Annotated in this window: 27 protein-coding genes; 14 read left to right on the top strand and 13 right to left on the bottom strand. The window is 61.9% G+C overall.

What is annotated here, in order from left to right; genetic code table 11:
• The first annotated feature begins 148 nt into the window (after positions 1-148).
• Positions 149-1,759, top strand: a complete 1,611-nt coding sequence (locus EI983_RS16820) for a DUF4034 domain-containing protein (protein WP_157708506.1) — start codon at positions 149-151, stop codon at positions 1,757-1,759.
• Here the strand turns inward: EI983_RS16820 and EI983_RS16815 are convergent.
• A complete protein-coding gene (locus EI983_RS16815) occupies positions 1,756-2,442 on the bottom strand; it encodes a nitroreductase family protein (RefSeq protein ID WP_157708505.1) in 687 nt (228 codons plus the stop codon). The genes EI983_RS16820 and EI983_RS16815 overlap by 4 nt on opposite strands.
• A gap of 3 nt (positions 2,443-2,445) precedes the next feature.
• Complete coding sequence (locus tag EI983_RS16810; protein ID WP_157708504.1) at positions 2,446-3,384, bottom strand: AEC family transporter; 939 nt, start codon at positions 3,382-3,384, stop codon at positions 2,446-2,448.
• 130 nt (positions 3,385-3,514) lie between these two features.
• On the opposite strand from EI983_RS16810, the gene EI983_RS19475 reads away from it, so the two are divergent.
• Positions 3,515-3,646: a hypothetical protein gene (locus tag EI983_RS19475; RefSeq protein ID WP_281356438.1), complete on the top strand. Its 132-nt coding sequence runs from the start codon at positions 3,515-3,517 to the stop codon at positions 3,644-3,646.
• 20 nt (positions 3,647-3,666) lie between these two features.
• On the opposite strand, the gene mbfA is transcribed toward EI983_RS19475, so the two are convergent.
• The gene (mbfA, locus tag EI983_RS16805; protein ID WP_157708503.1) at positions 3,667-4,644 is read right to left on the bottom strand and encodes an iron exporter MbfA; all 978 of its coding nucleotides are present in this window, start codon (positions 4,642-4,644) and stop codon (positions 3,667-3,669) included.
• 139 nt (positions 4,645-4,783) lie between these two features.
• Between mbfA and EI983_RS16800 the strand changes: the two genes are divergently transcribed.
• The 6 genes from EI983_RS16800 (at position 4,784) to EI983_RS16780 (ending at position 9,377) form a co-directional block, all read left to right on the top strand.
• Complete coding sequence (locus EI983_RS16800) at positions 4,784-5,122, top strand: hypothetical protein (RefSeq protein WP_157708502.1); 339 nt, start codon at positions 4,784-4,786, stop codon at positions 5,120-5,122.
• 91 nt (positions 5,123-5,213) lie between these two features.
• The gene (locus EI983_RS16795) at positions 5,214-6,233 is read left to right on the top strand and encodes a C4-dicarboxylate TRAP transporter substrate-binding protein (protein WP_157708501.1); all 1,020 of its coding nucleotides are present in this window, start codon (positions 5,214-5,216) and stop codon (positions 6,231-6,233) included.
• A gap of 12 nt (positions 6,234-6,245) precedes the next feature.
• Positions 6,246-6,875 carry a TRAP transporter small permease subunit gene (locus EI983_RS16790; protein ID WP_157708500.1) on the top strand — a complete coding sequence of 210 codons (630 nt, stop codon included), beginning with the start codon at positions 6,246-6,248 and terminating at the stop codon, positions 6,873-6,875.
• Positions 6,875-8,272 carry a TRAP transporter large permease gene (locus EI983_RS16785; RefSeq protein ID WP_157708499.1) on the top strand — a complete coding sequence of 466 codons (1,398 nt, stop codon included), beginning with the start codon at positions 6,875-6,877 and terminating at the stop codon, positions 8,270-8,272. Before EI983_RS16790 ends, EI983_RS16785 begins: the two co-directional genes overlap by 1 nt.
• A gap of 220 nt (positions 8,273-8,492) precedes the next feature.
• Positions 8,493-8,645 (top strand): hypothetical protein, encoded by a 153-nt coding sequence (locus tag EI983_RS19275; RefSeq protein WP_198389330.1) that lies wholly within the window; start codon positions 8,493-8,495, stop codon positions 8,643-8,645.
• Between the two features lie 114 nt (positions 8,646-8,759).
• A complete protein-coding gene (locus tag EI983_RS16780) occupies positions 8,760-9,377 on the top strand; it encodes a TetR/AcrR family transcriptional regulator (RefSeq protein ID WP_157708498.1) in 618 nt (205 codons plus the stop codon).
• 89 nt (positions 9,378-9,466) lie between these two features.
• Here the strand turns inward: EI983_RS16780 and EI983_RS16775 are convergent, their stop codons facing one another.
• The 4 genes from EI983_RS16775 to smpB form a co-directional block, all read right to left on the bottom strand.
• Entirely contained in the window at positions 9,467-10,651 is a 1,185-nt protein-coding gene (locus tag EI983_RS16775; RefSeq protein ID WP_157708497.1) for an amino acid aminotransferase, read from the bottom strand.
• Positions 10,651-11,508 (bottom strand): 3-mercaptopyruvate sulfurtransferase, encoded by an 858-nt coding sequence (gene sseA / locus EI983_RS16770; RefSeq protein WP_157708496.1) that lies wholly within the window; start codon positions 11,506-11,508, stop codon positions 10,651-10,653. Before sseA ends, EI983_RS16775 begins: the two co-directional genes overlap by 1 nt.
• Before the next feature lie 288 nt (positions 11,509-11,796).
• Positions 11,797-12,072, bottom strand: coding sequence for a hypothetical protein (locus EI983_RS16765; protein ID WP_157708495.1), 276 nt, complete (start codon positions 12,070-12,072; stop codon positions 11,797-11,799).
• 120 nt (positions 12,073-12,192) lie between these two features.
• Entirely contained in the window at positions 12,193-12,669 is a 477-nt protein-coding gene (gene smpB / locus EI983_RS16760; protein ID WP_157708494.1) for an SsrA-binding protein SmpB, read from the bottom strand.
• Positions 12,670-12,811: 142 nt separating this feature from the next.
• Here smpB and EI983_RS16755 point away from each other — a divergent pair, with 142 nt between their 5' ends.
• Positions 12,812-13,378, top strand: a complete 567-nt coding sequence (locus tag EI983_RS16755; protein WP_157708493.1) for an invasion associated locus B family protein — start codon at positions 12,812-12,814, stop codon at positions 13,376-13,378.
• 23 nt (positions 13,379-13,401) lie between these two features.
• Here EI983_RS16755 and EI983_RS16750 read toward each other — a convergent pair whose 3' ends face one another.
• Genes EI983_RS16750 through EI983_RS16740 form a run of 3 tightly spaced genes read right to left on the bottom strand, consistent with a single transcriptional unit; the run spans position 13,402 to position 14,501 of the window.
• Positions 13,402-13,857: a hypothetical protein gene (locus EI983_RS16750; RefSeq protein WP_157708492.1), complete on the bottom strand. Its 456-nt coding sequence runs from the start codon at positions 13,855-13,857 to the stop codon at positions 13,402-13,404.
• Complete coding sequence (locus EI983_RS16745; protein ID WP_157708491.1) at positions 13,850-14,032, bottom strand: hypothetical protein; 183 nt, start codon at positions 14,030-14,032, stop codon at positions 13,850-13,852. The genes EI983_RS16750 and EI983_RS16745 overlap by 8 nt, the downstream gene beginning before the upstream one ends.
• Before the next feature lie 13 nt (positions 14,033-14,045).
• Positions 14,046-14,501, bottom strand: a complete 456-nt coding sequence (locus tag EI983_RS16740) for a hypothetical protein (RefSeq protein WP_157708490.1) — start codon at positions 14,499-14,501, stop codon at positions 14,046-14,048.
• A gap of 110 nt (positions 14,502-14,611) precedes the next feature.
• On the opposite strand from EI983_RS16740, the gene EI983_RS16735 reads away from it, so the two are divergent.
• On the top strand, positions 14,612-15,307 hold the full coding sequence (locus EI983_RS16735; RefSeq protein ID WP_157708489.1) for a helix-turn-helix transcriptional regulator: 696 nt from the start codon (positions 14,612-14,614) through the stop codon (positions 15,305-15,307).
• Between the two features lie 65 nt (positions 15,308-15,372).
• Here the strand turns inward: EI983_RS16735 and EI983_RS16730 are convergent, their stop codons facing one another.
• Together EI983_RS16730 and EI983_RS16725 are read right to left on the bottom strand one after the other, a co-directional pair.
• Positions 15,373-16,458 carry a CaiB/BaiF CoA transferase family protein gene (locus EI983_RS16730; protein ID WP_157708488.1) on the bottom strand — a complete coding sequence of 362 codons (1,086 nt, stop codon included), beginning with the start codon at positions 16,456-16,458 and terminating at the stop codon, positions 15,373-15,375.
• A gap of 24 nt (positions 16,459-16,482) precedes the next feature.
• Entirely contained in the window at positions 16,483-17,466 is a 984-nt protein-coding gene (locus EI983_RS16725; RefSeq protein WP_157708487.1) for a DMT family transporter, read from the bottom strand.
• Between the two features lie 137 nt (positions 17,467-17,603).
• On the opposite strand from EI983_RS16725, the gene EI983_RS16720 reads away from it, so the two are divergent.
• Positions 17,604-18,116: an SRPBCC family protein gene (locus EI983_RS16720; protein ID WP_157708486.1), complete on the top strand. Its 513-nt coding sequence runs from the start codon at positions 17,604-17,606 to the stop codon at positions 18,114-18,116.
• Between the two features lie 56 nt (positions 18,117-18,172).
• On the opposite strand, the gene EI983_RS16715 is transcribed toward EI983_RS16720, so the two are convergent.
• Complete coding sequence (locus tag EI983_RS16715; RefSeq protein ID WP_246162216.1) at positions 18,173-18,835, bottom strand: SGNH/GDSL hydrolase family protein; 663 nt, start codon at positions 18,833-18,835, stop codon at positions 18,173-18,175.
• Positions 18,836-19,110: 275 nt separating this feature from the next.
• Here EI983_RS16715 and EI983_RS16710 point away from each other — a divergent pair, with 275 nt between their 5' ends.
• The 3 genes from EI983_RS16710 to EI983_RS16700 all read left to right on the top strand — a co-directional run bounded on the left by EI983_RS16710 (position 19,111) and on the right by EI983_RS16700 (position 21,693).
• Positions 19,111-20,046, top strand: a complete 936-nt coding sequence (locus EI983_RS16710; RefSeq protein WP_157708484.1) for an ABC transporter ATP-binding protein — start codon at positions 19,111-19,113, stop codon at positions 20,044-20,046.
• A complete protein-coding gene (locus EI983_RS16705; protein ID WP_157708483.1) occupies positions 20,043-20,804 on the top strand; it encodes an ABC transporter permease in 762 nt (253 codons plus the stop codon). The genes EI983_RS16710 and EI983_RS16705 overlap by 4 nt, the downstream gene beginning before the upstream one ends.
• A 94-nt stretch (positions 20,805-20,898) precedes the next feature.
• The gene (locus tag EI983_RS16700) at positions 20,899-21,693 is read left to right on the top strand and encodes a S49 family peptidase (RefSeq protein WP_157708482.1); all 795 of its coding nucleotides are present in this window, start codon (positions 20,899-20,901) and stop codon (positions 21,691-21,693) included.
• The last annotated feature ends 1 nt before the right edge of the window (position 21,694 follow it).

Genomic DNA, 21,694 nt, shown 5'->3' with positions numbered 1-21,694 from the left:
TCAGCGCTGGGACATGAACAAAACGCCAATTCTCGTCATTCCCGATGGCAAATGCGCCTGCATGCCATGGTTGTTTCTTTGGGGGGTCTGATTCTCGTCAAAATTGCTCTGCACTCTGCGCGGGAGAAAAATCAAACCGGACTATGCCATGATGCGCCTCGTTTTGATATTGGTACTGTGGTGCTCTTCCACGGCCATTGCCAGCCCCGAAAACCTTGAAGCGGCCGATGATTTCATCAGCGTCGAGGAAATGCGGAGCGCCATCTATGACCGGCGATACAGAGATGTCGAAAACGCTTTCATGGCCGCGCAATCAGACTTCTTGGCGCGCCGGATTGAAGCCGATGACATACGCTCCCTGTTCATGTTGTTTGAGACGACACATCCCGAGATCCTCAGTTTCTCAAAGACCTGGGTGGACAGGATGCCGGATTCCGCCTTTGCCCACACGGCCCGGGCATGGTCTTTGATCAATGGAGGCTGGATAACCCGCGGCGAGGGGGTCGCGGGCGACATCCACCCGCATGCGCTGAGCGAATTCCGAAAGATGCATTCTCAGGCCTGGCAGCACGCCCGCGAGGCCTATCGGCTGAACCCCAGACTGGTCGGTGCTTCGGATGCGATTTTTGTGTTAGGCAATTCCATGGGCGCCAAGCAGGCAGGTCGCAAGGCGCTGAAAAAGGTGATGGAGACAGACCCGAATATGGGCAGCCTGCGCCGCGCCCTGTTTCTTACCCATGCGGGCTGGGGTGGGCGGCGCTCACAAGCGGAACAGATGTGCGACACCTATGCGCCCAAGGTCCAGTTCGATATGGACCCGGTCCTCTATTGCAAACTCTACGCTGCGTTGAACTACCATAACCTGACCGATGGGGATTGGGCGCACCAGATGGTCTGGAACATCCCGGTTCCAACTCTCATCGAAGACACGACTTTCGCCTACTACATGGTCAACGCAACCGAAAGCCAGGCCGCCACGCTCGCCGAGTATTTCAAGCGTCCCGATGTGTTGAACATGGGCGGGGCCATGGCGTTCGACATGTATCTCGCGGGTCGATATGACCACGATTTCCTCAGCGAAGCCGTCATGCGCCGCGCCAAGGCTGATGCGCGCGAGAAACTCAAGCATGACCCGTTCGATCCCAAACTTCTGTCACTCCTGCTGATGCCGGTGACGCAGTTTGCCATTGACCCGCAGGGCCGGACCTATGAGGCAGGCGAAGACCGCATTACACTCGCCGAAGAGACGGACTTTACGCGTCGCCGCCTTATCGTTCAGCCCTATATCGCCTCGCACTGGCTGTCATATGCGCGGGCTAGGTTTGATGTTATGGAGGCCGACGGCATCGGTCTGAACAATCCCTACTGGGAAAACGCCATTTATTACTCGCAACATGACATTCAGCACGTCGTCAGATACCTCTGGGACAAGAATTACGAATATGAAGTCATCCTTAAGGCGCAACGTGGCGAAGGGCCTGAAAAATGGCGCAATGCCGGAGAGGGCGTTGATCTGGGGCCGCAAATTCTCTGCCCGATGGTCAGGACCTACCGGCTGGCCGATCACCTGTGCGCGCAGCCGGGCGCCGACCTGAGCGAGAACAGCTATTGCGACGTGAACGATCAGCAGCGGGTCAAATACGATATCGCTCTGGCCGACGCCAAATCGCGCGGGTTATGTCGGCTTGAGTTTGCCGCACCCGCTGAGCAGTTGTTCTTTACGCCCGTCGCGATAGATCTGAACGAGGCTGAGTTCTAAGCGTCGCCACGAAAGAAACTCGCAATCTCATCCAGCCGCTTCTTCTCCTTCGCCACCGCGGGCACCGTCGCGTGTTCCGCGGCGTGACCCACCGCAAGGATCATCACCGGTTTCTCATTCTCGGGCCGTGCGCATAAGCCATTGAGGAATTTCATCGGGTTCGGCGTATGCGTCAGGCTCACCAGCCCCGCGCGGTGCAGCGCGGTGATCAGCACGCCCGTGGCGATCCCGACGCTTTCTGGCACATAGTAATGCTTGCGCCGCGACCCGTCCGGGTTCACGCCCCAGCGCTGGGCGAAGATCACAATCAGCCAGGGCGCATCGGTCAGGTGCGGTTTGTTGGCCCCGGTGCCAATGGGCTCCAGCGCCGCCAGCCATTCATCGCCGCCGCCGCCCTCGTAAAACCGCCGCTCCTCCGTTTCCGCCGCGTCGCGAATGCGCGCCTTCATCTGCGGATCGCTGATCGCGGCGAAATGCCAGGGCTGCTGGTTCGCGCCGCTGGGGGCCGTGCCCGCCGCCTCGATGCAGGCGGTGATCACCGCTTCGGGCACCGGGCGCAGGCTGAAATGGCGCACCGTATGGCGCTGGCGCATGTGATCGCGAAAGGCGCGCGCCTCGTGCAGCGCCTCGTCATCGCTCAGATCGGCGCGGTGGGGCAGGGGGATCGGTCTGTACCCGGCCATAACCTAGAGCCCCGCCAACGGGCTGACCCAGCCGATCACCAGCGACACGCTCAGCACCGCAAGCGCCGTCGAGATCAGGATCGAAGCCGACACCCGTTGCGGCGCCACCCCGTAATGCTGGGCCAGGATATAGACATTGCCCGCCACCGGCAGCGCCGCCGCCGCGATCATCACGCTTGCCGCATAGGGCTCGACCGGAAACAGCCAGAGCGCCGAGAGCGCCACGACCCCCGGATGCAGCACCAGCTTGCAAAAGCTCAGCCACCCGGCGACGAAAGGCCGTTCCGCCGACTTGCTGGCCAGCGACGCGCCGATGGCAAACAGCGCCCCGGGCGTGGCCGCCCCGCCCAGGATGGACAGAAAATCATTCATCGGGGCCGGGATCGGGATCTGAAGCGCGCTCCAGCTCAGCCCCAGCACGATCGACACGATCATCGGGTTCTTCAACAGTCCCATGCCAACCGTCTTGAGAATTCCAAGTGACATGCGCCCATCACGCGAGCCGGTGACAAGGATGACGATGAGCGAACCAAAGACAATGAGGTCCACCGCCAGAACCAGCATGACCGACGCAATCGCTGCCTCGCCCATCAGCAGCACCAGCATCGGGATACCCAGGAAGCCGACATTCCCGATCACCGCGCATTGCGCCTCGACCGCGGCCTCCTCGATCGAAATGCGCCGCAGCAGCGCCACCATCGTCGCCACCAGATAGACAAAGCCGGTGGCCCAGAGATAGGCGCCGATGAATCGCCAGTCGATGATTTCAGCCAGGCTCAGATTGGCCGAAAACCGGAACAGCATAGCCGACAGCGCAAAGTAAAAGACGAATTTCGTGAGATAGGCCGTGGCCTCTTCGCTGAAAAAACGTGTCCGCCCGGCCCCATAACCAAGGCCGATAATCAGAAAGAAGGGCAGCGTCTGCAAGAAGATGGCCAGCATACCGCTTGGTAGCATCCTGTCGCCCCGGGTCAATCAACATCCGGTGATCTCAGGCCCGCGACGATTGGAAAGATCACGCAGACGGGGCATTCTGGCGCTACTGCCGTGTTTATTTCTGAAAGGATATATTATGCCCTATCCGCACCCGCGCCTGACCGTTCTGGCCTTTGCCGCTTTGCTGGCCTGTTCGGCCTGTCTGCCGACCCCCGCGCCTGAACCCGCCCCCGCGCCCGCCTCGGAAGAGGCCGGCTCCGGCTACTGAGGCCCCGCCCCGGGCCCGCGTCAGCCCGACCCGATCAGCACCCCGGCCGCAAAGACCAGCGCGCCGCCCAGAACCACCTGAAACGCCGCCCGGAAGAAAGGTGTTTCCATATACTTGTTCTGGATCCACGCAATCGCCCAAAGCTCGACGAACACGACGATGATCGCAATGATCGTCGCGGTCCAGAAATCGGGGATGAGGTAAGGCAGGGCATGACCCAGCCCGCCCACGGTGGTCATGATGCCGCTGGCAAAGCCGCGTTTCATCGGGCTGCCGCGGCCCGACAACTCGCCATCGTCGCTGGCCGCTTCGGTGAAACCCATCGAGATACCCGCGCCCACCGACGCCGCCAGACCCACCAGGAACGTCGTCCAGGTGTCCTGCGTGGCAAAGGCGGTGGCAAAGATCGGGGCCAATGTGCTGACCGAGCCATCCATCAGCCCCGCCAGCCCCGGCTGCACCCAGGTCAGCACGAATTGCCGCTTGGCGGTGCGCTCTTCGGCGTCGCGCGCCTCTTCGTCCAGATGTTCGTCCTGCAATTCTCCGGCGCGGTCCTGGTGGCCTGCCTCGGCCGCGGCCAGCGTGCCCAGGAGCTTGCGCGTGTCCGCGTCGCTCGTGCGTTGCGCGGCCTTGAGATAGAACGCCTCGGCGTCGCGCTCCATCGCTTCGGCCTCGGCCCGGATGCGCTCGATCCCGAGGTTCTCGATCAGCCAGACGGGCCGCCGCGCATAGAACCCGGCCACATGCTCGCGCCGGATCAGCGGGATCACGTCGCCAAACCGCGCCTTGTGCAGCTCGATCAGCGATTTGCGATGCCCGTCTTCCTCTTCGGCCATGCCGTCGAACACCGCGGCACTGTCCGGGAAATCGGTGCGCAGCATTTCGGCATAGCTGCGATAGATACGCGCGTCATCCTCTTCCGAGGAAATCGCCAGCGCCAGGATTTCCTGTTCACTCAGGTCCGAAAAGCGGCGGCGCGAAGAAACTCCGGGGATCATGTCAGGCTCCAGATTAGAATTATTCTAATTTATCAGTCTTACGCCCCGCTGCAAGCCCTGCCGTTGGAGACCCATTGCGCAAAGGGGGGTGACATGCTCCACTCTGGCCTGACACATATCCCAACCAACAGGATACGCTATGAAACCCTACCTGATCGGCCTTGCCACCTGCGTTTTGCTCCTTTCACCTGGCGCGGCGCTGGCCCAGGACAAGCAGATCTGCGAGGCCAAGCTGTTCGGCAAAAAGGCGCGGCTCTGGGTCGAGGACGGCCAGCCCGTGCGCTATCAATGGTCCAATCGCGCGGCCCTTTCGGCGCAGATGTCCGGCAATCAGATCACCATCGCGGCCTCTCCGCCCGCAACCCTGTCGAATGTGGAAATGGGCCAGAACGGCAAGGGCCAGGCCACCATCACAGGCGACTGGAAATTCAAGACCAACACTCAGGACAATGTCGTGTTCACCTGCCGCCCGAAATAACCTGTTGCACGCTGCCTGTGGCATCCCGGCGCGAACGTGCTAGGTTCTGCCCATAACCAAAAAGACGTCATCGATTCTAGGGAGGATCACCATGAAAACCATCCTGCGCGGCGCGGCCGTCGCTGCCATCTCTTTTGCATTTGTCGGTGAGGCTCTGGCCACCGAATGGAACGTGTCGCTCTGGGGCAAACGCCGGGCCTTTACCGAACATGTCGAAAAGCTGGCCGAGCTTGTCAGCGAAAAGACCGGCGGCGAGTTCACCATGAACATCTCTTATGGCGGGCTCAGCAAGAACAAGGAAAACCTCGATGGTATCTCCATCGGCGCGTTTGAAATGGCGCAGTTCTGCGCGGGCTACCACCCCGACAAGAACCGCCTCATCACCGTGCTCGAGCTGCCTTTCCTCGGGGTTGAAAACCTCGATCAGGAAGTGGCGGTCAGCCATGCCGTCTATGGCCACCCCGCCGTGGCCGATGAAATGGCGCAGTGGAACGCCAAGCTTCTGATGACCTCGCCCATGCCGCAATACAACATCGTCGGCACCGGCGAGCCGCGCGAGACGCTGGCCGACTTTGAAGGCATGCGCGTGCGCGCCACCGGCGGTCTGGGCCGCGCGTTCGAAGCCGTCGGCGCCGTGCCCACCTCCGTGACCGCCACAGAGGCCTATCAGGCGATGGAAAGTGGCGTGGTCGACACCGTTGCCTTTGCCCAGCACGCACATCTCAGCTTCGGCACGATCAACCAGGCCACCTGGTGGACCGCCAACCTCAACCCCGGCACGGTGAACTGCCCGGTCGTGGTCAATATCGACGCCTATGAGGGGCTGAGCGATGAACACCGCGCCGCGCTGGATGCGTCGGTCGATGAGGCCATCGCGCATTACCTGTCGAACTATGGCGAGCTACTGAAGAAGTGGGATGGCATTCTCGAAGAGAAGGGCGTGACCAAAGTCATGATCTCGGATTCCGAGCTTGACGCCTTCCGCGCCAAGGCCGCCGACCCCAGCCGCGAGGCCTGGATCGCCGACATGGAAGCACAGGGCCTGCCCGGTCAGGAACTCTTTGACCTCGTGCAATCCACACTCGCCGAGAAAAAGGCGATGTCGAACTAAGGGGCGCGCGCCGTGGCTGGTGCCGCCACAGTCCTGAGCGATGAAAGCTGGCTCAGCCGCCTGGACCGGAGCCTTGTGACGCTGGAACGCTTCCTGGGGCTCCTTTCGGGGCTCGCGGTCTTCTCGCTGATGTTCCTCGCCGCCTATTCGGTGGCGGGGCGCAAATTCTTCGGGTCCCCCATGCCCGGCTATGTGGACTGGATCGAGGTGCTGCTGCCGCTGATGGCGGTCATGGGCATCGCCTATGTGCAGCGTGATGGCGGGCATATCCGCATGGACATCCTGATCGGTCGGCTGCAGGGCCGTGCGCTTTGGGCGGCCGAGCTTCTCTCGGTGCTGCTGATCTTCGGTCTGATCCTTATGTTGCTCTGGGGAAGCTGGGCGCATTTCGATCGCAGCTTCGATATGTCCCGCCCGATGTGGAGCCGCGATAGCACCATCGATATCGGCCTGCCGGTCTGGCCGTCCAAGCTGATCGTGCCGGTCGCCTTTGCCGTGCTCTGCCTGCGCCTTCTGATCCAGATATGGGGCTATGGGCGGGCGCTGGTGCTGGGGCTGGAGACCCCGGTCGCCGTACCGCTCACCATGACGGTCGAGGAACAGGCCCGCGCCGAGGCGGCCCAACTTGAAGGGCGCGACTGATGGAACCGATAACCATTGGCCTCTGGGTCACGGGTGGGATGCTCGTGATGGTCGTCCTGGGGATGCGCGTCGCCTTTGCCGCGGGGCTTGCGGGCTTTGTCGGGCTGGTCTGGCTGCGCTGGAACGGGTTCGACTATGACCCGGCCCGCTTCGGCAAGGCGGTGGAAATCAGCGTCAAGCTGGCAGGCTCCGTGCCGCATTCCAAAGTGTCCTCCCACGCCCTGTCCCTCATCCCGACCTTCATCCTGATCGGCTATCTCGCCTATTACGCGGGCCTCACCCGCGCGCTTTTTGAGGCCGCCAAACGCTGGATCGCCTGGGTGCCGGGCGGCCTCGCCGTCTCGACCGTCTTCGCCACGGCAGGCTTTGCCGCCGTGTCGGGCGCGTCGGTGGCCACGGCGGCGGTCTTTGCCCGCATTGCCATCCCCGAGATGCTGAAGATCGGCTATAACAAGCAATTCGCTGCCGGGGTCGTGGCCGCAGGCGGCACGCTCGCCTCGCTGATCCCGCCCTCGGCCATCCTCGTGATCTATGCCATCATCGTCGAACAGGACGTGGGCAAGCTCCTCCTCGCGGGCTTCATCCCCGGGGCCTTCTCGGCATTGGTCTATGGCGTGCTGATCGTCACCATCGCGGTGGTGTTCAAATCCGTCGGCCCGCCGGTCCGCGGCTTCACCTGGCGCGAACGCTTCGTGTCCCTGCCGCCAGCCCTGCCTATCGTCGCTGTGGTCGTGATCATCATCTTCTTTGTCTATAACCCCTTCGGAGATGCCTGGGGCACGCCGACCGAGGGCGGCGCGGTGGGCGCGTTCATCGTCTTTCTCATGGCGCTTTATCGCGGGATGCGCTGGGCCGAGCTGAAATCCGCCCTGCTGGAAACCGCGAAGCTGACGGTCATGATCTTCACGATCATCTGGGGCGTGCTGATCTATGTGCGCTTCCTGGGCTTTGCCGAGCTGCCACAGGCGTTTTCCGACTGGATCACGTCTCTGACGGTCTCGCCCATGCTGATCCTGATCTGCATCCTGCTGGCCTATGCGGTGCTGGGCATGTTCATGGATGCCATCGGCATGCTGCTGCTGACCCTGCCGGTGGTCTATCCGGCGGTCATGGCGCTGAACGGTGGCGAAACGATAAGTGCCGCCGACTCGGCGTTCGGCATGTCCGGGACGATGTGCGCGATCTGGTTCGGCATATTGGTGGTCAAGATGGCCGAGTTCTGCCTGATCACGCCGCCCATCGGGCTCAACTGCTTTGTCGTGGCCGGCGTGCGCGACGATCTGAGCGTGCAGGATGTGTTCAAGGGCGTGACGCCGTTCTTTGTTGCCGATGCCATCACCATCGCTCTTCTGGTGGCGTTTCCGGCTATCGTGCTCTGGCTGCCAAGCCTCGCCTGACCTGCATCCACCGGCCCGTCCGTGCAAAGCTGATCCGGGGTATCAGGGGTGAATAAACCCTGATGCCCATTAAAATATCAAGCAAAAGCAAATAGATAATAGCGCGGCTTCAAGCGCCTCTCAAAAATGAACCGATTAGTTTACTTTTGCTCTTGAAAACTAAACGAATCTGTTTAGTTTGAGAAATGTGAACTGAACGGTTCAGAAAAGGAAGCCCAAAATGAAACGCCTGATAACCGCCCTTGTCCTGTCCTTCGCCGCCAGCTCTGCCGTGGCGCAAAGCGTCGATATGTCGAGCCTCTTTCCCCCGCTCGACTTTCCCGAACCGACCAGTGAGATCGTGACCCAGGACGACACCGGCATTGACAACTAAGCCTGCCAAGCTCCCCCCGCGCCGCAAGGCGCTCCTCCCTCCCGGCCCCGCTCGCCCCCTTGCGCCCGCGGGGCCGGGCCGACTACACTGGCCACGGCGACGAGAGGGACATTCATGACGGCACTGGCCGCGGAGATCAAAAAGGGACGCAAGTTCGACCAGGTGCTGGAAGGCGCCCGCATGATCTTCATGCGCGATGGGTTCGAAGGGGCCAGCGTCGACGAGATCGCCCGTGCGGCCCAGGTCTCGAAGGCCACGCTGTATAGTTATTTCCCCGATAAACGGCTGCTCTTTTCCGAAGTGGCGCGCATGGAATGTAACCGCCAGGCGGATGAAGCGCTCGATGTGTTCGAAATGGACGCCCCGGTCGAGGATGTGCTGCGTGAGGCCGCCGACAGGGTGGTGCGGTTTTTCCTCTCGGATTTCGGGCAGGCGGTGTTTCGCATCTGCGTATCGGAATCGCACCGTTTCCCCGAACTTGGCGCGCGGTTTTACGAATCCGGCCCGGCGCTTCTGCGCCAGCGGCTCGGCGGGGTGCTGCAACATTACGTGGACCGCGGTGAGCTGAAGATCGACGACATGGATCTCGCCGCCTCGCAATTCGGCGAGCTGTGCAAGAGCGATCTTTTCGTGCGCTGCCTCTGCGGCGTGGCCTGCGACTGCACGGAGGCCGATATCGACCGCGTGGTCACCGGCGCGGTGGAGATGTTCCTCGCCCGCTACCGGGCCTGAACACCGCTGGTCCCCGGGCCAAGATTTTTCGTACGAAAAATCTAGCCTCCTGCCCGAGTGTTTTGCCAGGAAGACGGGGCGGGCGCGGTCTAGCCCCCCACCTCCACAATCGCCTTTGCAAGGATCGGAACGGTTTCCGAGTTGAGCCCCGCCACATTGATCCGGCTGTCGCCCACCATGTAGATCGCATGTTCTTCGCGCAGGCGTTTGACCACCTCTGGCGAGAGGCCCAGCCTCGAGAACATGCCGCGATGCTGCGCGATAAATCCGAACCGGTCGGACCCGGTGAGCCGTTGCAGCTCGCCCGCCAGTTGCTCGCGCAGGGCCAGCATGCCAAGCCGCACCTCTTCAAGCTCTGCCTGCCAGTCGGCGCGCAGGGCGTCATCATTCATCACCAGGGTGACCAGCCGCGCCCCGTGATCGGGCGGGAAGGAATAGGTCTGACGGTTGAGATGCGCCAGATTGGCCTGTGCCAGGTCACGCTGTGCCTGATCCTGACAGATCACCATCGTGCAACCCGTGCGTTCGCGGTAGATCCCGAAATTCTTGGAACAGCTCGCCGCGATCAGAACCTCCGGGCAGGACCGCGCCACCAGCCGCGTGCCGGCCGCGTCCTCTTCCAGCCCGTCGCCAAAGCCCTGATAGGCGATGTCGATCATCGGGATAGCACCTTTGGCATTCATCAGCTCGATCACCGCCTGCCATTCCGGCAGGGTCAGGTTGGCCCCGGTCGGGTTGTGACAGCAGCCATGCAGCAGCACGACATCGCCCGTCTCCACCGCAGCGAGATCGGCCAGCATGCCGTCGAAACTCACCGCACCGCTATCGTTGTCGAAATACCTGTAGGGGACCGCCTCCATCCCGATATGTTTCAGGATGCTTAGATGGTTGGGCCAGGTCGGATCCGAGGTGAAAACGCGGGCCTTCGGGTTGGCCATCTGCGCCAGTTCAAACGCCTGCCGCACAGCACCCGTGCCACCCGGCGTGGCGCAGGCCGCCACCTTTTCACGGGCCACCGCATCGTCCAGCACCAGTGCGACCATTGCGTCAAGAAACCCCGCATCGCCCGCCAGCGCGGTGTAGGATTTGCTGTCTTCGCTTTCCCACCACTTCTGCTCCGCCGCCTTGATGGCGCGCATGATCGGGGTATGGCCGGTTGCATCCTTGTAGACGCCCACGCCCAGGTCGATCTTGACCGGGCGCGGATCGGCGCGGAACATCTGCATCAGTTCCAGGATCTTGTCGGGGGGCTGGGTGGTCAGGTCGTTCAGCATCACGCGTCTCCGGTGGCAACGGGCAAGGTGGGAAAGGCGCCCCATTCGGTCCAGGAGCCGTCATAAAGCGCATGGTCGGTCTTGCCGATCCGCTCAAACGCCAGGTTGATCACCGCCGCCGTTACGCCCGATCCGCAGGAGGTGATCGCCGGTTTGGCAAGGTCCACACCGGCCGCAGCAAAGATATTGCGCAATTCGTCCGGTGTTTTCATCGTGCCATCCGCAGTCAGAAGGCTGCTAAATGGTACGTTCTTTGAACCCGGAATATGCCCGCTCCGCAGCCCCTCGCGCGGCTCCGGCTCTTCGCCCCGAAAGCGTCCGGCGGACCGCGCATCCAGAATTTCGTAATCGCCCAGCTTCGCAGCTGCGGCGACCTGCGTGACATCCTTCACCATCTGGTTCTGCCGCCGCACGGTCATGTGCCGGTCGCGGATGATGGGGGGCATATCCTCGATCTCGCGCCCTTCGGCTTGCCATTTCGGCAGCCCGCCGTCGAGCACGGCGATGTTTTCCTGTCCCATCAGCCGGAACAGCCACCAGACGCGCGCGGCGGAAAACAGGCCTTGCCCGTCATAGACCACCACCTGGTGCCCGTCGCCCACGCCCATCGCCCGCAGGCGCGACATGAATTTTTCCACCGGCGGGGCCATATGCGGCAGGTCCGAGCGCTGGTCGGAAATATCGTCGATATCGAAGAACCTCGCACCGGGAATATGCGCCGCCTCGTATTCGGCTCGCGCGTCGCGACCCTCGGCGGGCATGTACCAGCTGCCATCGAGAATACGCAGATCGGGGTCCTTGATATGGCTCGCCAGCCACTCCGTCGAGACCAGTGTTTTCGGATCGTCCTGAGTCATGAGGGCACCCCCTTTGAGAGTTGTGCCATGCCTACAGCCAGACGGGTCAGGGGGCAAGGTCGGTGATACCGTTTCAGCGGCGGATGTCCGGTGCGCGGGAGGTTGCTGCTGTACGATAATCCGGACCCCGAGCCGCATGGGCGCGCGTTGGCGATGCGCGGCGGGCTTCGCCCGTTGGCCCGCGCAAAGCGCAGAATTCACATGACCCTTGAGGGCTCTGACCGGAGATCGCAAAACCCGCGCAACGCCGGTACGCCACGCGGGTTCAAACTCGTCCTCAGGTACCTGTCACTTTGCCATGGCGTTCTTGATCAGGCCGATCACCACCATCAGCGCGCCGCCACCGACGCCGCCCGAGGCCACCTGGCCGATTATGCCGCCGATATCCATGCCGCCATCGGCCATGCCCCCTGCGCCCAGCATGGCGAGGATCTGCCCGCCAAGCCCGCCGCCGACGATACCCGCAATCGAATTGCCAAGCACGCCGAGGTTCAAGTTCTTCATCACCCCGCCCGCGACATTGCCGCCCACGGCGCCTGAAATCAGTCCAATCAGAAGTTCCATATCATACTCCCCGTTTCTGAGGCCCAGTCAGATCAGATGCCGAAGCCGGACCCACCCCCTTCGGACGGACGCAGCTTAGAGCGCAGACAGAGCACACTCATAAGGGGAAAAGGCCGGGGTTTATCCCCCGTGGCGCAACAGCCGCTGCTTCTGGCGGTTCCAGTCGCGCTTGGCGTCGGTGGCGCGCTTGTCATGCACCTTCTTGCCCTTGGCGATACCGATCTTCAGCTTCGCCAATCCACGGTGGTTGAAATAGAGCACCAGCGGCACCAGCGTCATGCCCTTGCGCTGCGTGTCATTCCACAGCCGCGCCAGTTCCTTGCGTGACACCAGAAGCTTGCGCCGCCGCTTCTCCTCGTGGCCAAAGGTCTTGGCCTGCTCATAGGGGGCGATATACGAGTTGATCAGCCACAGCTCGCCATCCTCCACCGCGGCATAGCTCTCGGCGATATTGGCCGAGTTCTCGCGCAGGGATTTGACCTCGGACCCCTCAAGGATGATCCCGCATTCAATGTCATCCTCGATGGCATAATCGTACCGCGCACGCCGGTTCTCGGCGATGACCTTGTAATTCGGATTGTCCTTCGGCTTGGCCATCTTGCGGTCCTATCGGGGTCTGCCGGAGCTGTCCAGCGGCCCGCCAATATACGGGGCCACGGGCCGGGGTTCAACAGGGCCGCTCGCGCCGACGTGAGAAATCGTGCCGTGACCGGGGCGGCGCAGCGGTTAGAGTGGGCGCATGACCCGCCTTCTGACATATATCCTTCTGCTCGGCGTCGCGGGGGCCGCGCTGGCCTGGGCCTATTGGCCGCGCGGCGCGGTGCTCGATGGGCGCAAGGTCGATTACCACGCGATCTATGACAGCTTCTGGGATGTGGCCTGCGATACGGCCGTGGATGGCTCGGACCGGGGCTGCTACGTGCAATATGTCGATGTCTATCGCCCTCGGCCGGACTTCGCTGCGGCCATGGTCGAACTGGTCTATCACGCGGGCGCCGATGGCAGGCCCGACCCGCACCTGCGCTTCGATATCGAACCCGGTCTCAGCTTTCAGGCGTCACGCCTCGCCGTGACAGGCGCCGCCGGTGTCACGCCAATCGATGTCTCTCATTGTGCGTCAAACACATGCCGCATGTCGGGCGACACGGCCCGCGCGATCCTCGCCGCCTTGCGGGCGGGCGAAGCGCTGACCCTTGAGATCGACGAGGGGCGCGACAGCCCCGCCCGGCTCAGCTGGCCCCTTGGCAATATGGATACCATCCTCGACGATCTCGGCGCTCAGCGCGCCGCGCGCGGATTGCCCTGACCCTGCCTGCTCAATTCGTGGCTTCAGGGTGCTGATGTCCCATTTTTCCAATCCCCGCCCCGATTCCACCAGCGATACGGATTCTGGTTATCATCCAGCCCCCTGGTCTGACTTCGCAACACCTCGGTCACGGTGATCGGCGGCTCGTAATAGGAATGTACCTCGTAGATGGCTTCGATCATCCGACCCAGCACAGCCATATCCCGCGGTACGAACATACGCATCTGGTCAACCCCGGGGCGCTGACGCGGATCATCGGCGCCCGTGGGCGCGGCTTCGGTCGGACGGTAATACTCCACCCCTCCGGTCAGCCGATACCCGTTGCGATCGGTCGCGCCATAGGCCAACGGGGCAACCTGGGCCACCGCATCGAAAATGCGGTCCACATCCTCCTGCGGGGCCAGAAAGGCCACCTGCCACATCGGCAGCATCGAGATGGGCTGTGTTTCGAAACCCTCGCTCATCATCGCCTCACTCATAGCGCACCCCCGTCTCCAGAAGCTCGAACCCGGTGATCTCAAACTCGTAGAGTTCGCTGTTATCCGGTCGCATTGTCCGGGCAATCAGCTTGCCATCCTCGGACCGGTAAACCGCATGGGTCGTATGCAGCGCACGATAGCAATGTGAGCCATCGGGATAGTAATACTTGATCATCGTCGTCTCTCCTTCATTCCAGAGTGTCAGGCAGTCCACGCCCGTTGTTCCACCATCGGTTGGGGTTGTCGTTGTTCGGGTCATAGGCCGCTCGGCTCGCCCAATCCTCGCGGATGAAAATCACCGGCTGCTCGTAATGATGCACTTTCAGAATGGCATCCATCACGTCTTCAAGCACCTTCAGCTCCCGCTCCACCGATATCTTCAGCTCCACCATCGGGTAGGTTTCCGTTGCCCCGGCCTGATATCCCGCCTTGTGCGTCGTTGTGGTCGATCCCTCCCGGGGCTGCGCCGTCTCGCGCCCCACCGCAGAAACCGATGCATTGCGCCCATAGCGCCCATATCCGAGCGGATGCACCTCAAGCACCGCGTCGAGAATCCGGTCCACATCTTCCGGCAGGGTCTGGACCTCCAGCGTCCAGACCGGCTCCAGCCGCCCCGATGCTGCGCGGTAACCGTCAAGGCTCATTCGGTGTCCTCCCTCCGTAGGGTGCGTGTTCACACGCACCACTGTTCAGGTCTCTCCCTACCAAAACCCTGCTGACAGCATTGTGTCAGCAGCTGTGCTATGTTCGTGGCATGACCCGTTCCACCCGCATGTTCGAGATCATCCAGATCCTCCGTCAGGCCCCCCGGCCCGTCACAGCGCAGGCCATTGCCGATCAGCTTGAGGTCACCAAGCGCACCGTCTATCGCGACATTTCCTCGCTTCAGGCCATGTCGGTGCCGATCGAGGGCGAGGCGGGCATCGGCTATGTCATGCGCGCCGGCTTCGACCTGCCGCCGCTCATGTTCACCGCACAAGAGGTCGAGGCACTCTTTGTCGGGGCGGCCCTCCTCCAGCGGACAGGCGATGCAGGGCTGCAAAAGGCCGCGCGTTCCGCCACCGGCAAGATCGCCGCCGCCCTGCCCGACGGGCGCAGGCCGCATGTGCCGCATCATGTGTCGGCCTGGACAACGATTGCCCCCAGCCCTCTGGCTGACACGCTCCGCGATCATATCCGCACCGGGGCCGAGCTGCGCATCACCTATGACGCGCTCTCAGATCAGCGCTCCACCCGCACGATCCTGCCACTGGCGATGATCTATTTCACCGACGCCGTTCTGCTCGCCGCGTGGTGCGGGCTGCGGCAGGATTTCCGTCATTTCCGGATCGACCGGATAACAGACTGCACCGCCACCGGAGCGCAGTATCCCGAGCGTTGCCAGCGCCTGCGGTTCGACTGGGAACGCTCCGATCCGATGCGCGATTATGCCATGGCGGCACGCGACTGAGCGCGGTGCGGAATTTTGTACAAAACAAGGGGTGATTTTGTACAAAACGTACAAAATTCCTGGCGCTACAAAAGCCCCCTCTGGCGCAGATCCGCACGGATCGCGGCGCCGTGCTCGTCCTTTTCCGGCACCGGCCCGGGCGTGACGCAGATGCCGTCAAATCTGGGGGCCGGGGCGGGTTGTAAGGGGCCGGTCTGCCAGACCTGCCGTGCGGCCATGTGCGGCTCGTGCGCGGCCTCTTCCGGTGGCAGGACGGGGGCAACGCAAGCATCTGTATTTGCGAACAAATCCGCCCAGTGCTGCACCGGTTCACGGGCGAAAAGCTGGGCCAGCTCCCGGGTCTGGGCGGGCCATTTTTCGACGTCATATTGAGCTGTAAATCGCGGGTCGTCCTTCAGGCCCAGGATATCCAGAAAGATCGCATAAAACTTCGCCTCAAGGCATTGAACGGAAAGGTATTTTCCGTCCGCGCAGGTATAGACCCGGCTCCAGTGCGGCCCGTCGAGCAGGCTCTTGCCCCGCTCCGTCACGAGGTTTCCAGAGGGTGCCATCGACATCAGAAGCGCCATCATATGCGCCGATCCATCGACGATGGCCGCGTCCACCACCGTGCCCTTACCCGTTGATTTTGCTGAGATAATACCGGCCAGTATGCCCGCCACAAGGTAAAGCGCGCCGCCTCCAATGTCACCGACCAACGTCGCCGGGGTCAGCGGCGGATGGCCGGGCGGCGACGCGTACCAAAGCGCGCCCGAGGTGGCGATATAGTTGTAATCATGCCCCGCCGTCTGCGCCCTTGGCCCATCCTGACCCCAGCCCGTCATCCGGCCATAAACCAGCGCCGGGTTCGTCGTCATCAGGTCTTCCGGCCCCAGCCCCAGCCGCTCCATCACACCGGGGCGATACCCTTCGATCAGCGCATCGGCGGAGGCGACCAGCGCCCGGGCCACTTCCAGATCGGATTTATCCTTTAAGTCCAGAGTGATAGACTTCTTGCCCCGGTCCAGGAGATTGCCCTGATCCGCCGTCGGATTGGCGCTGACGGGGCGGTGGATCACGATCACCTCGGCCCCCAGATCGGCCAGCATCATCGCGGCAAAGGGGCCTGGCCCCAGCCCTTCAAACTCGATTATCCGGATGCCATTGAGCATTCTCAACCCTCTGATACGACGTGTTTAATATCGACGATTGGCCTGTTTGGCCGCCACCAGATTACGCTTTTTCTGGCGCTCGCGCAGGAACACGAACAGCCCCGAGCCGAGGATCAGGATGATCCCGAACATGACACTGCTCTGCGGCAGCTCGCTCCAGATCATCCAGCCCCAGAAGATCGCCAGCGGCAGGCCGACATATTCATAAGGCGCAATCGTCGCCGCATCCGCGAGCCGATAGGCCTGAGACATGGTGTAGCCGATGATCGCCACATTCAGCCCGACAATGGCAAACAGCCAGATATCGCCGTCATCGGGCCAGATCCAGGCACGCAGAAGGAATTGCAGGCTTTCATCCTCGACCCCTTCGACATAACGCCCATCCCCGGCGAAAAGCCAGAAGAGAACGCTGACCGCAATAAAGGTCGCCTGAATATAAACCGCCATGGCCGACGCCTTGGCCGACGCGCCAAGCATCCGAGTAAGCAATTGAAAAAGCGCGTAACTCACCGCGCCGATCAGCGGCATGAGATAAACGAACCATGCGGCATTCCGTGTGCCGCCCGCAGCCCAGGGCTGGGTCACGATGATCACGCCGATGAAGCCCACGATCACCGCGCCGATGCGCAACGGCCCCACCGGTTCGCCCAGCATGGGAATGCTCAGCAGGGTGATGATCAGCGGCGCTATAAAGAACATGGCCGTCGTGTCGGCCAGAGGCAGCGAGGCGAGCGCGGCAAAGAATGTCAGATTGGCTATCACGATCAGCAGGCCGCGCAAGAGATGCAGAAGCGGCCGGTCGGTGCGCAGGATACGAAACCCGCCTTCCATCTGCACGATGATCAGGCTGAAGGAAATGCCGATCAGCGAGCGGATGAACACAACCTGATGCAGCGGGTAACCCCCCGACAGCAGCTTGATCAGCATGTCGTTCACCGAGATCGCCAGCATTCCGATCATCACCATCATGATCCCGAGCGCGGGCCGGTTATGCTTGGTCTGGGTCATTCTGTTCGCTCCTTCGCATCCTCCCGTAACACGGCAGGTCAGGCAGGAACATACGCTACGTCAGAATGCTGCTTTTGGCGGGCTGCGCGCGCTGTTATAGTCCGGGGCAGGAGTGCATTTCCCAGGAGCCTGATCCCATGCATATGAGTGATGAACGCGATATTTCGGCCAGCCGGGCCGAGGTCTGGGCAGCGCTGCTGACCGCAGAGGTGATCAAGGAATGCGTGCCTGGCGCGCAAGAGGTGAGCGGAACGCCGGAAGAGGGGTTTGACGCCACCGTGGTGCAGAAGGTCGGCCCGGTGAAGGCGACGTTCAAAGGGCATGTGAGCTTTTCGGATATGGTCGAGCATGAAAGCCTGACGCTCACCGGCGAGGGCAAGGGCGGCGCGGCCGGCTTTGCCAAGGGCGCGGCCAAGGTGCGGCTGGAAGACAGCGAGACCGGCACGCGGCTGATCTATGATGTGGATGCCAAGGTTGGTGGCAAGCTCGCGCAGCTTGGCAGCCGGATCGTCGACGGCTTCGCCAAGAAGATGGCCGATCAGTTCTTCAGCAATTTCGAAGCCGTGTTCACCGATGAGGAAGACGCGCCCGAAGATACGGCAGAAGAGGCACCGAAGAAGAAGGGCTGGCTGAAAAAGCTGATCAACTGAGACCGATCCCGGCTGGTCATCAGGTTTCGGATCAGATGCGGAGCGGCTGAGGCGGCCTATCCGGGCGAGCGCCCGATGATATCCGCGATGCGCTTGCCGATTTCCTGACTGGCCTTCACCGACGGGTGGATCATGTCGATCGCGTGATAGCTGCGGTCGCCATGCGGCACGAGATCCGCGAGCGACAGGAAGTATACCCCGCCATCCAGCCCCGCCAGCTCTTGCACGCGGCGCTCGAACTCGTCCCCCTCATCCTTGCAATACTCGATCGGTGACCCCATGCCCGGTGAGCGCAGATAGCCCACATAAAGCACCTTTGCCCCGTCCTGCCGCAGCTTTGAGACCAGCCCCGGGATCACGCCTTGGCGACCGTCCTCGGAAATGAGCCGGTTCATCTTTCCCGCGCAGGCGAAACAGCCGCAGCCGAGCCACAGATCGTTGCCACCGCCGTTGAGGATGACCCAATCCCATTTACCGTCGCGGTATTGCTTGGGAATGTTCAGCCCCGCCGCTCCGGAAATGGGCAGGGCATAGATCATCCGTGCCCCCAGAACCGACCGGTCAACGACCTCTTCGCCAAGGTGTTTTTCCACCGAATGCGACACGGCCTTGCCCTGGCCATGATGCACGGCCATCAGGCTGTCCCCCATCAGCAGAATGCGCGCGGGTTCATCGCGGGTCACGGTTTCACCGCATCCGGTCAGAACCAGAATAAGCATCGGAATCCAGAGTAAAAATCGCATCATATCTCGTCGGTTCCGGCCGCATGATACGCCAGACATCCCTTGTTGGTCAGGCTCCCCACCCTGAAATATGGCAAAAATATTGCGAATTTTCGTTCAAAAATCGACAATGAATGCGGATCAACGGGATCAACACAGTGTTTCCGGAATCCGCCCATGCAGAAATGCACATTGCTCCCGTCAAAACTGTTGGTTTGCTCCCCTCCCGCTTTGGCTTAGACCGGTGGGACGCAAGAAATAAAGGAGCGCGCATGTCCCCGATTGTCGATGTGAAAAACCTGCGCAAGATCTATGACGGCGGGTTCGAGGCGCTGAAAGGTGTCACGCTGAGTATCGAGGCGGGCGAAATCCTGGCCCTGCTTGGCCCCAACGGCGCGGGCAAGACGACGCTGATCTCGGCGCTTTGCGGGATCACCACGCCCAGCTCGGGCACCGCGACGGTGGGCGGCCATGACATCGCCCGTGAGTATCGCGCCGCGCGCAGCCTTGTCGGGCTTGTCCCGCAGGAGATCGCGCTGGAGCCGTTTGAGAAGGTGATCAGCACCATCAATTTTTCGCGCGGGATCTTTGGCAAGCCCAAGGATGACGCCCTGACAGAACGTATTCTGCGCCAGCTGTCGCTCTGGGACAAACGCGATGCGCGCACCCGTGAGTTGTCCGGCGGGATGAAGCGCCGGGTGATGATCGCCAAGGCGCTGTGTCACGAGCCGCGTGTGCTGTTCCTGGATGAGCCGACAGCGGGCGTCGATGTGGAGCTGCGCCGCGACATGTGGCAGATCGTGGAAGAGCTCAAGGCCGATGGCGTGACGATCATCCTGACCACCCATTACATCGAGGAGGCCGAAGCGATTGCCGACCGGGTGGGTGTGATCAACAAGGGCGAGTTGCTGCTTGTCGAGGACAAGGCATCGCTGATGGCACGGATGGGGCGCAAGACGCTGCGGATCGACCTGCGAGATAAGGTGGACGAAGTGCCGTCCGCGCTGGCGGGTTATGATCTGGAGCTGTCGGAGGATGGCACGACGCTCAGCTATCACTATGACACGCGCGGTGAAGGGACGGGCATCACCCGCCTGTTGCAGGCGCTGGCCGCCGAAGGGTTGCACCTGCGTGATATTCACACGCGCCAGTCGAGCCTGGAAGAGATTTTCGTGGGCCTTGTCCATGACGGGGAGGACGCGGCATGAACCTCTATGCGATCCGTGCGATCTATATCTACGAAATGAACCGCTTCGTCCGCACGCTGATGGAGAGCCTGCTGTCGCCGGTGATCTCCACATCGCTTTACTTCGTGGTGTTTGGTGCCGCCATCGGCAGCCGCATCGACCAGGTGGAAGGGGTGAGCTATGGCGCGTTCATCGTGCCCGGGCTGATCATGCTCAGCGTGATGACGCAGGCCATCAGCAATGCCAGCTTCGGCATCTACTTTCCCAAATTCATCGGCACGATTTTCGAGCTGCTTTCGGCGCCTGTGAGCTTCCTTGAGGTGGTGATCGGCTATGTCGGCGCGGCCGCGACCAAGGCCCTTCTGATCGGGGTGGTCATTCTGATCACCGCGCGGTTCTTCGTCGAGATCGAGATCCTGCACCCGGTGGCGATGCTTGCCTTCCTGATCCTGACCTGCCTCAGTTTTTCGCTCTTCGGGTTCATCATCGGCATCTGGGCGCAGAACTTCCAGCAGCTTCAGCTGATCCCGCTTCTGGTGATCACGCCGCTAGTTTTTCTGGGCGGGTCGTTCTATTCGGTCTCGATGCTGCCGCCGGTCTGGCAGACGATCACCCTGTTCAACCCGGTGCTCTATCTGATCTCGGGGTTTCGCTGGTCCTTCTTCGGGCAGGCGGATGTGCCTGTCATGGTGAGCCTGCTGGCGATCACCGGTTTCACGGTCGCCTGTCTTGCCGTGATCTGGTGGATTTTCAGGACCGGGTATCGGATCAAGTCGTGAACATCGCGCATCTGGCGTCACTTTTCAGCCACAACGCATTTTGCGGCGGCCCTCCACCTTGTTTGCAGGGCATAGGCACTCTACATCGGCGTGCATGAAGCACCTGATCCCTTTCACCAAAACCGAGCCTCTGGTGGCTGTTGTGCGCCTTGCCGGCAGTATCGGAGCGTCGCGGTCGCAGCTCAGCGATGAGACCATCGGCCCGGTGATCGAAAAGGCGTTCAAGCGGGGCAAGCCCGCGGCGGTGGCGCTGGTGATCAACTCGCCCGGCGGCTCACCGGTGCAATCCTCGCTCATTGCCGCGCGGATTCGGCGGCTGGCCGAGGAAAAGGCGATCCCGGTGCATGCCTTCGTCGAGGATGTTGCCGCATCGGGCGGATACTGGCTGGCTGTGGCGGCCGATGATATCTGGGTCGATCGCGGCTCGATTGTGGGGTCCATCGGTGTGATCTCGGCCAGTTTCGGGGCGCCGGTTTTCCTTGCGCGACAGGGGATCGAGCGGCGCGTGCACACATCGGTGAAATCGAAATCCATGCTCGACCCGTTCCTGCCGGAAAAGAAAGAGGACGTGGCGCGGCTCAAGACCATTCTGGAGCAGATGCATACGGGCTTTGTCGATCATGTCATCGCGCGGCGCGGCGACAAGCTTGCCGACAAGAGCGATATTTTCACTGGTGAATTCTGGCTGGGCCGACGGGCGGTCGAACTGGGGCTGGTGGATGGCGAGGCGCATCTTATGCCCAAGCTGAAGGAGCTGTATGGCGAGAAGGTTCGTATCCGCCCCTATGGCCGCCGCCGCAGCCTGCTGAGCCGGTTTGGGGCGAGCCTTGCAGGGGATGCCCTGGCCACAATCGAGGAGCGCGCCGAATACGCGCGCTATGGGCTCTGAC

Origin of the sequence: Roseovarius faecimaris (assembly GCF_009762325.1) — a bacterium.
Taxonomy (GTDB): domain Bacteria; phylum Pseudomonadota; class Alphaproteobacteria; order Rhodobacterales; family Rhodobacteraceae; genus Roseovarius; species Roseovarius faecimaris.
This window is presented reverse-complemented; position numbering and strand designations above follow the sequence as displayed.